Origin of the sequence: Roseovarius maritimus (assembly GCF_043355895.2) — a bacterium.
Classification (GTDB): Bacteria; Pseudomonadota; Alphaproteobacteria; order Rhodobacterales; family Rhodobacteraceae; genus Roseovarius; species Roseovarius maritimus.
In genome coordinates this window covers 23,711-37,473 of sequence record NZ_JBHFPF020000016.1, presented here as the reverse complement: position 1 = coordinate 37,473, position 13,763 = coordinate 23,711, and the positions used below count along the sequence as shown (strand labels likewise).

Sequence of the window (13,763 nt, the reverse complement as noted above, 5' to 3'; positions counted from 1 at the left end):
GAATGGCAGTGGCTTATTAGTATAATTCAGAATACTCTGAGGCAGCAAGACAGGGGTACCTTATCAACCTCGCAGTAAAATGTTGTTTTATCTCGGCGGCACACGAAGCACACGGCGTTAACGGGCTTGTTTTCTTCAAGGTCGCCGGCTGAACGCCTTATGTGCCTCATCCCTGCTATGGATACCCCGTCGCCATTTCCGGTTAGGACCGGCGACGGGGCGGGGCACTGCGCTAAACGCCGTGTGGATCAGGAATTGGCCACGCATTCGCTTGCTAGGGGGCTGGCGAACACGCGGTTCATTTTAGAACAAGAAGTCATCCATCCCGAGGTTCCCCATATCCACACGGCTCAGCGTCAGCCGGTCGTTACCCACAGTGATAAGCACGTCGGATCCGGACTGGGTCATGTGGTTGCCTCGGAGGTCAGCATAATCGACGATGTTGGTGACGCCGTGCAGGTCAATTTTCTCAAAACGGTTGAGGGCGTCGAAATCGACGATCATGTCATTCCCGAACCCATCGGCAAAAACGAAGGTGTCGGCGTTGAAATCACCCTGGAGCAGGTCGTCGCCGTCGCCGCCATGGATTGTGTCGAACCCGGCGCCACCGCGCAGCGCGTCATTGTTGGCGCCGCCATGCAGTACATCGTTGCCCAGATCGCCGAACAGGCGATCAAAGCCATGACCACCCATCAGCAGGTCATCGCCGCTTTCGCCAAAGAGGTTGTCGGCCTGCGCGCCGCCATCCAGCATGTCATCGCCGTCGCCGCCGCGGAGCCTGTCGAACCCAGCCTCGCCATATAGCCGATCAGCCCCTGCATCGCCGAATAGGCTGTCTTCCTGAGTGCCGCCCATCAGTAGGTCCGCGTCGGCGTCGCCCTCGAGGGTGTCGTTGCCGCTACCGCCAAACAGACGGTCCAGCCCTTGCCCGCCCATCAGCCGGTCATTGCCGACATCGCCGAACAGGTTGTCGGCGTTATTGCCGCCGTCGAGCGTGTCGTGCCCGGCGCCACCCTCGAGCGTGTCGAACCCTCCGTCCCCGTTCAGCCGATCGCGTCCTTCGCTGCCGCGCAGCAGGTCGTTTTGGCCCCCGCCTAAAAGCGTATCGTTGCCTGCGCGGCCCTCGAGGATGTCATCGCCCGATTGGCCATGCAGCAAGTTATCACCTTTGTTGCCGGTCAGCGTGTCGCCGGCGTTGCTGCCGAAGAGGTCCAGATCACCGGCGCCCAGAAGCCCGGCCTTGGTCACGCCGTTGACGAGGGTCAGATCGGCCGAGCTGAGCAGCATGTCGCCATCGACCAGGTCGAGCTTGGCGTTTTGCTGTGCAAGATCGATCCGCACCGTGGCGTTCAGGCTGCCGTAGCTGACCGTGACCAGCTTGTCCGCCCCTGGCGTCACCTCTAGGGTATAGCCGCCCGCGCTCAGACTTTGGGTCTGGGCGTTACCGATGGCAAAGCTCGCACCGTCGCGCCCTTCGCCGATGCTGAAGAAATCGTCGTTGTCACTATCCTCGTAGACGGCCCCGGTCAGAAATACGTTCGACCCGGATTTGGCGAAGTTTTCGGTCAGCATTGAGGTATTGTAGGTGTAGCTCGACGTGGTGAAGCGCCCCTCGACCTGCGAGATGCCGATTTCGCGAAAATCGTCATTGAGCAGGTTGCGGCGGTGCCCGGCGCTGAGAAACAGCCCCTCGTGATGCTGCGCGATGGCGCTGTCCAGATCGAGCGTTCCGGTCGTTCCCGTCCAAGCGATATTCTCGCCGGTGCGCCAGGAGCCTGCAAGGGTATAGCCGGCCTCCACCATGCGGTTCGTCGAGGATGATCCCCCCGCGCCAGTATGGCTGAATAGGTTATTGGCCAACATCCATTCGGAATGTCCCTGGGCGGCGCCGTGAAGCTGCGCATCGGGGGCCAGCGGCTGCAGGGGATTGCCGCTGATCGGATTGCCGGAAAGATCGTCGTTTAGATCGTTCAGCCCATAGCGCGCCGCCTCTGCGTGAGGGTCGAGGCGGGCACGGTTGATCATCTCGACCAGATATTGTTCGGCTTGTGTAATGGGCATTGGATCTCCGGCGGCAGAGGGACAGTGATGACGCAATAGCTGCTGAGTGCGCGCGGTGTGAGAAGAAAATGCGGCAATGTCGGGGCAGGGACGTGCTTACGCAGTTTCTTGCCCATAGCGGACCTGTAGATCGGCGCATTCTTGCGAAAATTGGGCATTATCTGGCCGGATCGGGCAGGAGCCAATATCAGTTGTGTTCTCTTGCCCGGCTGACATACTGAAACGCATCAGGGCCGGACTCCTGCGTTAGTGAAGGAATACGATGAATACCGAGGCCAGGCGCGAGCGTCTCAACGACTACCTCTCCACGGGGATCCATGATGTTCAGGGCTGGTGCATCCCGCAGTTGTGGCAGACGATCTGGCCCTTGGCACAGCGTATAGGTGACGGCCCTGTGGCCGAGATCGGGGTCTACGAGGGAAAGTTCCTGATCGGTCTGGCTAAGACGTTTGGCTGCAGTCTCGACAACCGCGCGCAGGCGCTCGACGTGTTCGACATGCAGGAGTTCAACATCGACAAGGCCGGGGTAGGCAAGATGGATGTACTGCGCGCTAATTTCGACGCCCACGGTCCTGGGCAGGAGGCGCTCGATTGCATCCGCATGGATTCGCTGTCGCTGCGCCAGCGCGATGCGCAGAACCTGCTCGATGCCCATGGCCCCTTCAGCTTCTTCAGTGTGGATGGCTGCCACGAGGTCGCCCACACGGTCAACGACATCGAATTTGCCATGTCGGTGATCTCGAATGACGGGATCATCGCGGTGGATGATTACACCAATCCCAACTGGCCCGGCGTGCAGGAGGCGGTGGCGCGCATGTACTTGATGCGCGATTTCGCCTTCGTGCCCATGGCGGTGACCTGCAACAAGCTGCTGCTGTGTTCCTATTCGCGCCTAGACACGTATCTAGGCGCGGTGGAATGTTATCTGAGCGCGCACCATCCCGGCACCCGGATGAAACGGGTGCGCCGGTTCGGCTATGACAATCTGACGGTGCAGCCAGGGCTGAACGACTGGCAGGATCTGATGTGAGGCTCTTGCAATGATCTACACCCGCGACGCCGTTTTCATTCACGTCCCCAAGACCGGCGGCATGTCTGTGACGCGGTTTCTGGTCAACGCGCTAGATTGTCCAGTGACGGTGGTGGCGCCTGCGAATGCCGAGGCGCATTCCATGGGGCTGGCGGCAAGCCCATCCGCTGCCGCCAAGTTGAACCATGTGAGGGGCGATCGTCACGAGACCTGTGAGCAAGCCGTGTCGCTTATTCGGGCGCACAGCTGGCCCATGCCTCCTGCAGCTTTCGCCATGATCCGCCATCCTGCTGATTTGATGCTCTCCTACTACCGGCACATGCGCAAACCGGTAGTCTGGAAGCTGCGCGGCATGAGCGCGGAGACCCTAGGAGGCATTCCCAAACTTGCGATGGACTTGCCCTTTGACGCCTTTTGCCAAGCCACTGCCTTCTATGGGATGCAGGATGATGATTTGATGGCCTATTACACCTCATCGGGACTTGCCGCGCTGGACATTGTGCCGCTGCCAGAAATCAGAGCCTATCTGTACTGGCGTTTCGGCCGCAACCGCAATTTTGGTCAATCGGCGCTCGAGCACAAGAACCGCTCGATCGAACCGGTTCCCGAAGACGCGGTTTCAGCGGAAACGGACGCATATATCACATCGATGTATCCACGGGTAAGCCAGCTCTATTGTAGCACCTTGGGGGCTGGCGCATGGTGCTCGGGGGCGTCAGTGCAGGCCTGACACTAGAGGAGCCGAGTCGGCGTTCAGCTTCGGTGTCAGGCGTAGAGCGCTCAGATCCAGATGCGGGGCCAAGTGGTCGAAACAGCGGAACGCCGTCTCACGCAGGCTGGCGGGGGTATAGCTTTGTTGGCCCTTCGAAATGATCGTTCCATCCGGCTGCAGCGTCACCTGCGTTCCCTCGAATGTTGGCTCTCGCCGGTCTGTCCATGTCGAGGGGACGATAAAACGATCCAGCGGCTCGCGCGCATCTTGGGCGTCTGGCAGGTCGATCTGTGCATGAGCTGTGACCCGCGCGCAGAGCGCCTCCAGCAGCCACCGGGCTGGGTGGTTGAAGGTGAAGAAGAGGCGCCGCTCATCCTGATGTGTTTCGATCAGGTCGCAAATGCCGACATCGCAGCTCGCTTCGCGATTGCGGAGCGTCGCGATCGACTCGGCCCGAACCCGGGCAATATACTCAGGTGTATCGATTTTCGGTGCAGAACGACCTTGTCGCAGGGCGTGCCACTCCAACAGCAGGCGAATGTCATGCACAGCGTCAAACGGGCCCATCAGCCGGCCTTGGTTTGGACAGGTGAGATAACGCAGAAAGGGCTGCTGGCCGGAATAGAACAGATTGGGCCAGATCAGCGTCTTGTTCGGCCAGTTGCGGGCTACCGTTCCAGCGGCCAGATGTTCGGGCTTGAATGCACAATTGGTGAACTGGGCCAGAATGAGATCGGCACTGGCCATCTGCGCATGGTGCTCATTGACCTGATCGGCATGCGACAAGTGCAGAATGATCGGGTCAAGGATGCCTATTCCGGGTACGCGGGACAATATCTGCGCCACCGGTCGGGCTTGGCAGTTTCCCAGAACCAGAAGGTTCATTGCGCATTCGCTTCGGAACGGACCAACGCCCGCGCCGCGTCCAGCAACTTCAGATCATCTGCGTTCTCTTTTTCCAGCAGCGCATCGATGGCGGTATCGGCTTCGGTCTTGGCCGGGCGCGCGCCCTTGTTGGCGCGCAGCGCGATCCAGTAGAAATCGGGAAACTCGGGCGCCAGAAGGGCCGCGAGGCGGCGCATGGAGCCCGAGAAATCTTCGACCAGCCCCAGGACCGCCAGATCCTTCAGCGCAGCCTTGGCCCGGGTCAACTCGGGCGCGCTGCCGGGCCGCATATGCGCCAGCCTCCAGGTCTGAAAATTCTGCACCTGCCGGTCGTGGGGCCGCTCCATGCGGGCGCGGATATATCCGGAGAGGTCCTTCTCCTTGGCTATCTTGGCCCCCCAGCTATCCGATTGCTGCTTGCGCTCGAACAGATAGGCCGAGCGGATCCGCGCCACCGGATCGCGCAGGAACATCACCGGCAGCACGCGCACGCCGCTGATTTTTGGGATCGGCCCCATGGCGGTATGGCTGGAAAAGGCGACGGCCTCGGGATTGTCCGCGATCCATTTGGCCACAAGGTCGGAATTGTCGCCCTTCTGAAGCGGAAACTCCGCCTCGAGCCAGGCGCCTTCAAAATTCTGCTGAAGGACCCGGTCGAGCGAGGTGCCTGCATTTTTGAACAGGTGGTAATGCAGAATGACAGTGCGCATGCAGGACCTAAGGGGCCGGAGAATAAAGATCGACAGCCTCGAAGGCGCGCCGCATCTGGGCCCGGCCATTGGCAAAGGAATACGCCTCGCCAACATAGGCGCGCGCGTTGTCCGACACCCTTTGCCACAATGCATCGTCATCCTGCAAGGCGGCAATGGCGTCGGCCCATTCCCTCGCCGTCTCGGCGATAAAGCAGTCATGGCCGTGGCGCAGCCCGATCCCCTCGGCGGCGACGGGCGACAGGATGCAGGGGATGCCATGCGCCAGCGCGCTCAGCACCTTGCCCTTGATCCCGGCCCCCGACAGCAGCGGCGCCAGAAAGATGCGGTGCGGATCGAAGGCGGCGGCGGTATCTGGGATAAAGCCGACGGGCCGCACGGTATCGCTGGCCAGCGCGCGGATATCCTCGCCCATGCCCGAGCCGTAGATCGACAGCACCAGGTCGGGATGGTCGTGCTCGAGCAGCGGCATCACGTTCTGCACGAACCAGGTGACCCCTTCGGCATTGGGGTGATGCCGGTAGCTGCCGAGGAATGACAGGCCCGCGCGGGCCTCAAGGCCGGGCACCTCATGCGGCAGGCCGACCACCCAGGGGCATTTCATCACCCTGACCTTGCCATCAGTATGCGACAGGATCACCGGATGTTCGCTGTCATTGTAGGACAGCACCAGATCGGCCTTGGCCATCACCGCCACCTCGGCGTCACGGATTACGCGGGCGGTGTCGATCCGCGCGGCATCCTTGGCGGCAAGGCCCGCACGCAGCTCGCGCAGGAAATGCAGATCGGCGTTGTTGAAGAGGATCTTGGCCCGCGGTGCGATCTGGCGCAGCAGGTCGATCACATCGGCGCCCACATAGTAGCGGGTGATATAGACCGCATCGAACTCGGCGGCATGATTGGCCAGGTAATCCTGCATCGACAGGCAAAAGGGCGCATAGATGACCTCGACGCCCATCCGCTCTAGCGCGTGGGTATAGCTGCCCAGATACGCCAGGTTCTGCGAAATGAAGGTGACCTTATAGCCAAGCGACTGCACCATCTTCATTTCCTGGATGGCGGCATAGCTGCCCGCGTCGCGGTCCGGGCGAGGGGTCTCGTAATCGATGAAAAGCACCCGCCCGATGATGCCGCGGTCCTTTTCCAGATCGGGGTCCACACCCTCGATCCCATACCCGGCAAAGGCGCGGGCCCATTTGCGCTTGAACTTGGGCCGATTGATTTCCTGGTGCTGCTTGAAGCCGCTGGTTACATCCGTACCGCTGGTCATCCCCTCGTAATGATAGACGATCGAGGAGGGAATGAACCACGTGCCGTACCCCGCATCGCGGATCTTGAAGGCCAGATCGGTATCCTCGAAATACATCGGCTCCAGATCGCGCGAGAGGCCGCCGACCTCGTCCCAGATCGCCTTGGTGGTCATCAGCGCGGCGCCCGACAGGTAATCGGCTTGGCGCGCATAGGAAAAGCGCGGCTCCCACGGGTTCTGTCGGTTGCCGTAATTCCACGGGTTGCCATTGCCCCAGACGATGCCGCCCGCATCCTGCAGCGATCCGTCCGGATAAAGCAGCTTGGAGCCCACGAGCCCGACATTGTCAAACCGCTCGAACCCGTCGATCAGCGCATCAAGCCAGCCACTCGTGACCTCGACATCGTTGTTCAGCAGCACCACGTATTTGCCGCGCGCAGCCTTGACCCCGTTGTTGCAGGCCCGGATGAACCGCTGCGGCGTGACGTGATGGATCACGGTGATGCCCGACACGATGCTTTCCAGCTCGGAGGTCGGATCCTCCGAGGCATCATCGACCACGATCACCTCGAAGCTGGCGCGGTTGTCGGCCAGCAGAAGACTGCAGAGCGCAAGGTAGGTCACATGGATCTTGTTATGCGCCGGGATGATGATCGAGGCGTCGCAACCGTCCATCTGCGGAAACTCTAGCGGCTCGAGCCCGGCATTGGCGATGCCGCCTTCCAGCGTGGAGAGGGCATGGGCGATCTGGGCTTGCCCCCGGGCATCCAGCCCTCGCGCCAACTGTGCCTTGAGCGCCTCGTAGCGATGGTCGGCCTGCGCCATCAGCGCGCCCGAGAAGGGCCGCGTGGTTTCGCTTTGCAGCACCTCGACCGGCGTCAGGACTCGCGGCAGCAGCACCGCCTCTCGCCCCAAAATCTGTGTTGCGGTCGCGTTCCATATGCTGAGCTGGTGGCACCTGCCGGTCTTGTAGCGGGCGGGCACATGCACTGCGGTTGCACCAACCCCCAAGGCTGCGCCGAAGGCTTGCGCCCCGTCGATATGGAACTGGCATTCCTGCGCCTGATCTGTCTCGAAGATCAGGGTATGGCCCTGATCTTCGGTCAGCGTCACCTTCGCGTCCGTTCCGGTCAGGATGCTGGTTTCGCTACCGTCGCAAAGCAGTTTGAGGGTCTCCCCGGCCTCGACCGGTTGCGGCAGTCTGGCCTGGGTCCAACAGGTGCCGCTCAGATTGGCATCGCCATTGAGCACCAGCCCATTGACAGCCGCGCCGGATTTGCCCTGTGGCCCGACATGGGGATCGGCCACGAAGAGATACGGCTCCACGTCATGGGGCTCGGGGATGAAGCCGGCATAGGTCACGCTCAGACGCAGCGTTGCGCCGGCCTCGTAGGGCGGCAAGGCCTGCTCGATCTGAAGATATCCGCCGCTGGAAATACCGCCGCGATGGGTGTTGGAAAAATCGAACCGATGGGTTTTGACCTGGCCGCTGGCCGTGTCGGTGATCTCGATCTGCAGCTGCCCATGCGCGCGATGCGCCGCAAGGCCCGCGCGGAACGCCAGCGGGCGCCCGTCGTAATCCTTTTGCGGCGGGACCTGCACCGGGGCGCGAAGCGCCAGCACCTGTCGGTGGTCCTTGTCGGTGATCTTGATCTGCACGGTCTTGCGATTGGCCAGCGCCCAGTCGGGCAGGGCGTTGACATGGCATTCGGCGCCCGTCGCGGTATCGGGGCCTGTGTCCGCAACCAGCGCGCCATGATCAAAATCGGGGCGGTATTCCGACAGGAAGTCCAAGCTGTCGATCACGGTGTCTGACAGCGGCTCGAACTCGGCCCGATGGCCGTTCAGGGCCAGCATAGGACCGGCCTCGATCACCTGCTCCAGTGCGTTGAGAAAGATCTGTCCTTCGGTAACGACGATTTTTGCGATGCCCGGAGGAAGTGCTGCCCCCATACCTTTGATCCTTCGGCAAATAATCACTGAAACTTGCACAAAGATACGCTTGCCGCAAGATAAGGAAATATGCCGGGGGGCTTCAATTATCCAGCAGGTTGCGGTGATGACGCCGGAGCATCAGAATGCCGGCGGCCATGAGTATCATGCTGAGCCCCATCACATAGACGACCGAGACGTAGGTGGGCTGATAATAAGGATAAAACCCGTCACGCATCATCCCAACGATATGAACCACTGGATTGAACCACAGGATGTTGTTGTAGGGCTCCGGCACGGACTCGAATAAAAAGAAAATGCACGATATCAGGAAAAGGGGTCGGTTCGCGATGGCCCATACCCGCTGCCAGACCGGAAACAGCAATATCAAGTAGCAATTGAACGCGCCGACACCCAACCCTAGGGCGCTGGCCATGGCGTAGCCTATGATGATCTTTTCGGGATCCAAGGATGTGCGGGTTTCGAAATAGAGAAAGATGAAGCCAAAAATGATCGAGCTGACCAGCAGTTGGGTCAGGGTGTTGAGGATGAACCGGGCCAAAATGGTGTCTACGAAGGTCAGACGCGGATAGCCCAGCAGGGCTTGCGAGAATTGCAAGGATACCGACACCTTGCCCTGCACATCCATGTAGAGCTGAAAGGGCAGAATGCCCGTGGCGTAGAAAAGGGCAAAATTTACGCCCAGCGATGGGCTTCGAAAACCGGCGGAGAATATCGCAGTCAAAAGGGCGATACCCGCGACCGGCTCGAGAATGGCCCACAAATACCCGCCGGGCGAGCGGCCATAGGTCGTCGACATTTCGCGTAGGATCAACGCCATGATCACACGAGGCGTAGCAAGCCAGTTTCTGTGCCGGACCGGACGGAGCTCTTTCATAGATGCATCGGGCATCGACACCGGGCTCTCCTACCATGCTTTGACACTGGCTTTTCTAGGGTGCCTTATGTAATACCGGCTTAAAAACTTCAATCCGTTTCTGATCTTGCAAGGCGGCGCACAGGTGACATTCTCTTCCGGAAAATCAGCGGCAGAAGCGGACTCCAGGGCGCCTGCCGCAGAGCAGGACACTGTTTTTGAAAAAGACGCTAAATCGCAATCCCGCATTACACTGAGCGCGCCGTCTGAATTTGTGCGGCGTCCGGCTGCTCCGGCGCGAATACAGCGCCGCCACCGCCTCTTGCTATGGAGTTTCCTAGTCATGGTGCTGCTGCCTGCGGCCGTTATCGGCTGGTATTTATGGTATAGTGCCGCCGATCAATACGCCTCCAATCTAGGATTTTCGGTGCGTCGCGAGGAAAGCAATTCCGCCATCGAGCTTCTGGGCGGGATCTCGACACTTTCGGGCTCCAGCTCGTCGGATACCGATATTCTCTACGAGTTCCTCCAAAGCCAAGAGATTGTTCGCGCCCTCGATGACGATCTGGATCTACGTATGATCTGGGCAAAGGCAGATCCGCAGGTCGATCCGATATTTGCCTATCACCCGCCCGGCACGATAGAGGATCTTATGGATCATTGGGAACAGAAGGTGCGGATATTCTACGATGGGTCTTCGGGGTTGCTGGACCTGCGCGTTCTAGCCTTCACGCCAGAAGATGCTCAGGATATCGCCCAAATGATTTTCGACAAGAGCAGCGAGATGATCAACGAACTCTCGGCCATCGCTCGGTTCGATACCATCCGCTACGCCCAGGAAGAGTTGGAACGCTCCGTGGAGCGGCTCAAGGAGGCGCGTCAGGCTCTGACCTCGTTTCGCAATCTTAACCAGATTGTCGATCCGACTATCGACACTCAAGGCCAGATGGGTCTGGTCAACAATTTGCAGGAGCAATTGGCGCAGGCTCTGATCGATCTGGATCTCATCCGCGAGACCACCACGGCAAGTGATCCACGTATCGAGGCGGCAGAGCGCAAGATCCGCGTCATCCAGAACCGGATCGAAGGCGAGCGCAACAAGCTGGGGTTTGGCTCCCGCGCCGAGGGCACTGATGCCTTCGCCAATCTGGTCGGAGAATACGAAGGTTTGATCGTGGATCGTGAGTTTGCCGAAGAAACCTACACCAGCGCATTGGCCGCCTTCAATTCCGCAAAATCGGATGCTGACAGGCAAAGCCGCTATCTGGCAGCGCATGTGTATCCGACCTTGGCGGAAAAGGCCGAATATCCTCGCCGCGCAGTCATCCTGGGAATAGCGGTTCTGTTCCTTGTGCTGGGATGGAGCGTTCTGATGCTGCTGGCCTACAGCCTGCGAGACAGACGCTGAGAGCACGGTCATGATCCAGCTCAAGAACCTGACAAAGATTTTCTATGTCAATGGCTTGCGAACCGTCGTTGCCGACAACCTCAACATCATTTTCCCGACGGGGCGCAGCGTGGCGCTATTGGGGCGCAACGGGGCGGGCAAGAGTACTTTGCTGCGGATGATCGCAGGTACCGCCACGCCGACAGCCGGAGAGGTCCTCTCGACCGGCACGATTTCTTATCCAGTGGGGTTTTCAGGGTCGTTTCACCGCGATCTGACCGGCGCGCAGAATACCCGTTTCGTGGCGCGCATCTATGGCGTGGATACCGATGAGCTAATCGATTTTGTGCAGGACTTCGCCGAGCTGGGTGCTCATTTTTACATGCCTTTTCATACCTACTCGTCGGGCATGCGCGCGCGGCTATCTTTCGGGGTGTCCATGGGTATTCCCTTCGACACCTATCTGGTGGACGAGGTGACCTCTGTGGGAGATGGCAGTTTCCGCCGCAAGAGTATCGAGGTTTTTACCGAGCGGCGGCGGGTGTCGGGCACCATCGTTGTATCGCACTCTCTTCCTATGATCCGTTCAACATGCGATGCGGGCGCTGTTCTCGAAAAAGGCCGGCTGCATTACTATGACGATATCGAGGAAGCGATCGCACATCACGAGGCTAACATGGGCGGCAAGGACTGAGAGCGGCGAAGCCTGACTAACTCAAAGGCGTTCTGACGCGATCCCATAGCTGCTGCATCCCGCACTTCCATTGCGGGTAGGAAAACCGATCTGCCCAGGCGGCGTGGATTGCGGCGCGGATCTGCGTCCGGCTTTGCAGATATCGGGTGATCATCGCGTCCAGCGCACGGGCTTCGGTGCGGGGGTCCTCGAGGTGAAGGGGCAGCGCCTCCGGGTGGGCCGCGAGGATGTCCACGGTCCCGGTAATCTCGCTGAGGGCCACCGGCAAACCCGCCTCGAATGCCTCCAGGGCGCCGATGGGCATGCCCTCATAGCGCGATGTCATCAGATAGCCGCAAGCCTCGGCCAGGATCGGGCGCACATCCGCCACCGGGCCTCGGAACGTGACCCGTTTCAGGGCATCGGGCTTCAGCAGCTTGGCGAAAAGCGCGCGTGTACCGGGCTTGTCCGTGCCTGCGCCGCACAGGATCAGGCGGTAATTGTCCGGCAGATGGGCAAAAAGTCGGGCGGCCGCCTCGACATTCTTCTGATACCCGGTGCGGCCCGTCATCACGAGGGTCCGGACCTCATGGGCCGAGGTGGAATCGGGCAGGGCAGGGGGCGGCACCTTGCCCAGGTCCGAGCAATTGCCCAGCACCGACAGTCGGTGGCGGGCGCAGATGTCGGGGCCGATGGCGGCCTGGAACCGCCCTTGGGCTGTCTTGGACAGGAACACCAGATCATGCGGCGGGCTGAAGCGCAGCGCGGTGCGCTCGATCAGGCGTGACAGACGCGCCATCCCGCGCCGATGGCCGGGGTCGAAAGGCAGGCCGTGATAGGTCACCACGACCCGCTGGCCGGACGGCAGCGCGCCCGTGGCCAGCAGCATGCGAACCAGCAGAACGGCCATGCGGGCATGCGCCCAGACCACCGCATCCGGCGCAGCCCTGAGCCGGGCTGATAATTGCCGCGCCGCGCGCAGCCAGATCCACGGCCGGGGGGTGGTACGCAGACCGGGCAGCTCTTCGTGTCGGGCATCATTGCCATGGTCTTCGACGGCGACGAAATCATAGCCGCCTCGGTTCTTGTCCGACAAAACGGTGATGCAGGCCTGCCCCTGCAGCGCCCGCATCGTCTGGGCGATATGGGTCGGTACACCGGAATAACAGCCGTCTCCACCGATCAGGATCAGCGCGGGCAGGTGGAGGGGAGGATCAGACGAGGCCAAGGCAGGCAGCCCCCCAAAAGCCGAAACCGGAGGCGCGACCTTGCCGATACACCCCGGCCCTGTGCAGCAGTCTGAGCCGCCGGGGCAGGGAAACGCTGCGCGCCTGCCGGAACAGGGCCAGACGCGCGCGGTTCTCCGCCGTCAGCAGGGGCTCAATCGGGGTCAGGGCCTGCAGATTGCCTGTGATCCGCCGGGCAAAGACGCCGCGCAGCACCGCGGCCTTGTTCCAGATCCATGTGCGGGTGCTTTCGCCCGCACCCAAGGCATTGCCGGTGTGTTGGCGGTAGAGCAGCGTCGGCTCGGGATCGAAGATCACCTCGGCACCCATCCCGGTCAGCACCAGGTAGAGCCACCAGTCATGGGCAAAGATGCCCTCGGGCCGGGTCTGCGCCGCGCTTCGGGCACGGCGTGCCGCGGCGGCATTCAGCACGATCGTGTTGCCAGGCGCGATATTCTCGATTAGCGCGTTGGCGAAGCTGGGCGGGCGGGTATAGTTTTGCGATACCTGCCTGCGGCCCGCGCTCTCTGGCGACCAGATATAGCGCCGGCTGCAATAAAGCGCCGGTTGGTCCGCGGGCCGCCCGGCCAGACTTCCCTGCGCGCGCTCCAACTTCTCGGGCAGCCATATGTCGTCCTGATCGGCCAGTGCCACGGCGCCCGTACTTTCCGGCAGATCCGCCAGCAGGGTCAGGAAATTCTCGGCAAAGCCGCGCCCCGGCCCGGCCCTGAGCGACACCTTGTTGCCATGCGCCGCCTGAGACTTGGCAAAATCGGCGATCACCTCGCGGCTCTGATCGGTCGAGCCGTCATCGGCAACGGTCAGATCCCAGGCGTCGAAAGTCTGCCGACGCAGACTGTCGAGCTGTTGATCGAGAGAACCGGCGCCGTTATAGACCGCCATAAGTATCATGAGCCGATCAGCGCCATGGGTGGTGTTTGGCATCATACAGCTCTCGAACAATCTGTCTTGTTGTCGTGACGTGGGTTCGACACATTGTGCTCGTGTTTCTTGCAGGCGG

Annotated in this window: 11 protein-coding genes; 4 read left to right on the top strand and 7 right to left on the bottom strand. The window is 60.9% G+C overall.

Translation table 11 applies throughout. From position 1 onward, the window contains the following. Positions 1-303 precede the first annotated feature (303 nt). Positions 304-2,061: a CAP domain-containing protein gene (locus ACEWPM_RS18415; protein ID WP_393963672.1), complete on the bottom strand. Its 1,758-nt coding sequence runs from the start codon at positions 2,059-2,061 to the stop codon at positions 304-306. 262 nt (positions 2,062-2,323) lie between these two features. Here ACEWPM_RS18415 and ACEWPM_RS18410 point away from each other — a divergent pair, with 262 nt between their 5' ends. Together ACEWPM_RS18410 and ACEWPM_RS18405 are read left to right on the top strand one after the other, a co-directional pair. Continuing rightward, on the top strand, positions 2,324-3,091 hold the full coding sequence (locus tag ACEWPM_RS18410; RefSeq protein WP_393963673.1) for a class I SAM-dependent methyltransferase: 768 nt from the start codon (positions 2,324-2,326) through the stop codon (positions 3,089-3,091). 10 nt (positions 3,092-3,101) lie between these two features. Further along, a complete protein-coding gene (locus ACEWPM_RS18405; RefSeq protein ID WP_393963674.1) occupies positions 3,102-3,821 on the top strand; it encodes a hypothetical protein in 720 nt (239 codons plus the stop codon). On the opposite strand, the gene ACEWPM_RS18400 is transcribed toward ACEWPM_RS18405, so the two are convergent. The 4 genes from ACEWPM_RS18400 to ACEWPM_RS18385 all read right to left on the bottom strand — a co-directional run bounded on the left by ACEWPM_RS18400 (position 3,807) and on the right by ACEWPM_RS18385 (position 9,492). Beyond that, complete coding sequence (locus ACEWPM_RS18400) at positions 3,807-4,688, bottom strand: WcbI family polysaccharide biosynthesis putative acetyltransferase (protein ID WP_393963675.1); 882 nt, start codon at positions 4,686-4,688, stop codon at positions 3,807-3,809. The two genes, ACEWPM_RS18405 and ACEWPM_RS18400, sit on opposite strands and share 15 nt — an antisense overlap. Beyond that, positions 4,685-5,398, bottom strand: coding sequence for a hypothetical protein (locus ACEWPM_RS18395; protein ID WP_393963676.1), 714 nt, complete (start codon positions 5,396-5,398; stop codon positions 4,685-4,687). The genes ACEWPM_RS18400 and ACEWPM_RS18395 overlap by 4 nt, the downstream gene beginning before the upstream one ends. A gap of 7 nt (positions 5,399-5,405) precedes the next feature. Continuing rightward, positions 5,406-8,600, bottom strand: a complete 3,195-nt coding sequence (locus ACEWPM_RS18390) for a glycosyltransferase (RefSeq protein WP_393963677.1) — start codon at positions 8,598-8,600, stop codon at positions 5,406-5,408. Between the two features lie 82 nt (positions 8,601-8,682). Next, positions 8,683-9,492 (bottom strand): ABC transporter permease, encoded by an 810-nt coding sequence (locus ACEWPM_RS18385; RefSeq protein ID WP_393963678.1) that lies wholly within the window; start codon positions 9,490-9,492, stop codon positions 8,683-8,685. 307 nt (positions 9,493-9,799) lie between these two features. On the opposite strand from ACEWPM_RS18385, the gene ACEWPM_RS18380 reads away from it, so the two are divergent. After that, the gene (locus tag ACEWPM_RS18380) at positions 9,800-10,864 is read left to right on the top strand and encodes a KpsE/RkpR family capsule polysaccharide export protein (RefSeq protein ID WP_393963679.1); all 1,065 of its coding nucleotides are present in this window, start codon (positions 9,800-9,802) and stop codon (positions 10,862-10,864) included. A 10-nt stretch (positions 10,865-10,874) separates the two neighbouring features. After that, on the top strand, positions 10,875-11,537 hold the full coding sequence (locus tag ACEWPM_RS18375; RefSeq protein WP_393963680.1) for an ABC transporter ATP-binding protein: 663 nt from the start codon (positions 10,875-10,877) through the stop codon (positions 11,535-11,537). Positions 11,538-11,553: 16 nt separating this feature from the next. On the opposite strand, the gene ACEWPM_RS18370 is transcribed toward ACEWPM_RS18375, so the two are convergent. Together ACEWPM_RS18370 and ACEWPM_RS18365 are read right to left on the bottom strand one after the other, a co-directional pair. Beyond that, on the bottom strand, positions 11,554-12,744 hold the full coding sequence (locus ACEWPM_RS18370) for a glycosyltransferase family 4 protein (RefSeq protein WP_393963681.1): 1,191 nt from the start codon (positions 12,742-12,744) through the stop codon (positions 11,554-11,556). Next, positions 12,731-13,687 carry a glycosyltransferase gene (locus ACEWPM_RS18365; RefSeq protein WP_420768108.1) on the bottom strand — a complete coding sequence of 319 codons (957 nt, stop codon included), beginning with the start codon at positions 13,685-13,687 and terminating at the stop codon, positions 12,731-12,733. Before ACEWPM_RS18365 ends, ACEWPM_RS18370 begins: the two co-directional genes overlap by 14 nt. Positions 13,688-13,763: the final 76 nt, after the last annotated feature.

Coding starts and splice junctions, on each gene's coding strand:
- ACEWPM_RS18400 (WP_393963675.1), bottom strand. CDS start 4,688: ATGAACCTTCTGGTTCTGGGAAACTGCCAAGCCCGACCGGTGGCGCAG.
- ACEWPM_RS18405 (WP_393963674.1), top strand. CDS start 3,102: ATGATCTACACCCGCGACGCCGTTTTCATTCACGTCCCCAAGACCGGC.
- ACEWPM_RS18365 (WP_420768108.1), bottom strand. CDS start 13,687: ATGCCAAACACCACCCATGGCGCTGATCGGCTCATGATACTTATGGCG.
- ACEWPM_RS18390 (WP_393963677.1), bottom strand. CDS start 8,600: ATGGGGGCAGCACTTCCTCCGGGCATCGCAAAAATCGTCGTTACCGAA.
- ACEWPM_RS18380 (WP_393963679.1), top strand. CDS start 9,800: ATGGTGCTGCTGCCTGCGGCCGTTATCGGCTGGTATTTATGGTATAGT.
- ACEWPM_RS18410 (WP_393963673.1), top strand. CDS start 2,324: ATGAATACCGAGGCCAGGCGCGAGCGTCTCAACGACTACCTCTCCACG.
- ACEWPM_RS18415 (WP_393963672.1), bottom strand. CDS start 2,061: ATGCCCATTACACAAGCCGAACAATATCTGGTCGAGATGATCAACCGT.
- ACEWPM_RS18385 (WP_393963678.1), bottom strand. CDS start 9,492: ATGCCCGATGCATCTATGAAAGAGCTCCGTCCGGTCCGGCACAGAAAC.
- ACEWPM_RS18375 (WP_393963680.1), top strand. CDS start 10,875: ATGATCCAGCTCAAGAACCTGACAAAGATTTTCTATGTCAATGGCTTG.
- ACEWPM_RS18395 (WP_393963676.1), bottom strand. CDS start 5,398: ATGCGCACTGTCATTCTGCATTACCACCTGTTCAAAAATGCAGGCACC.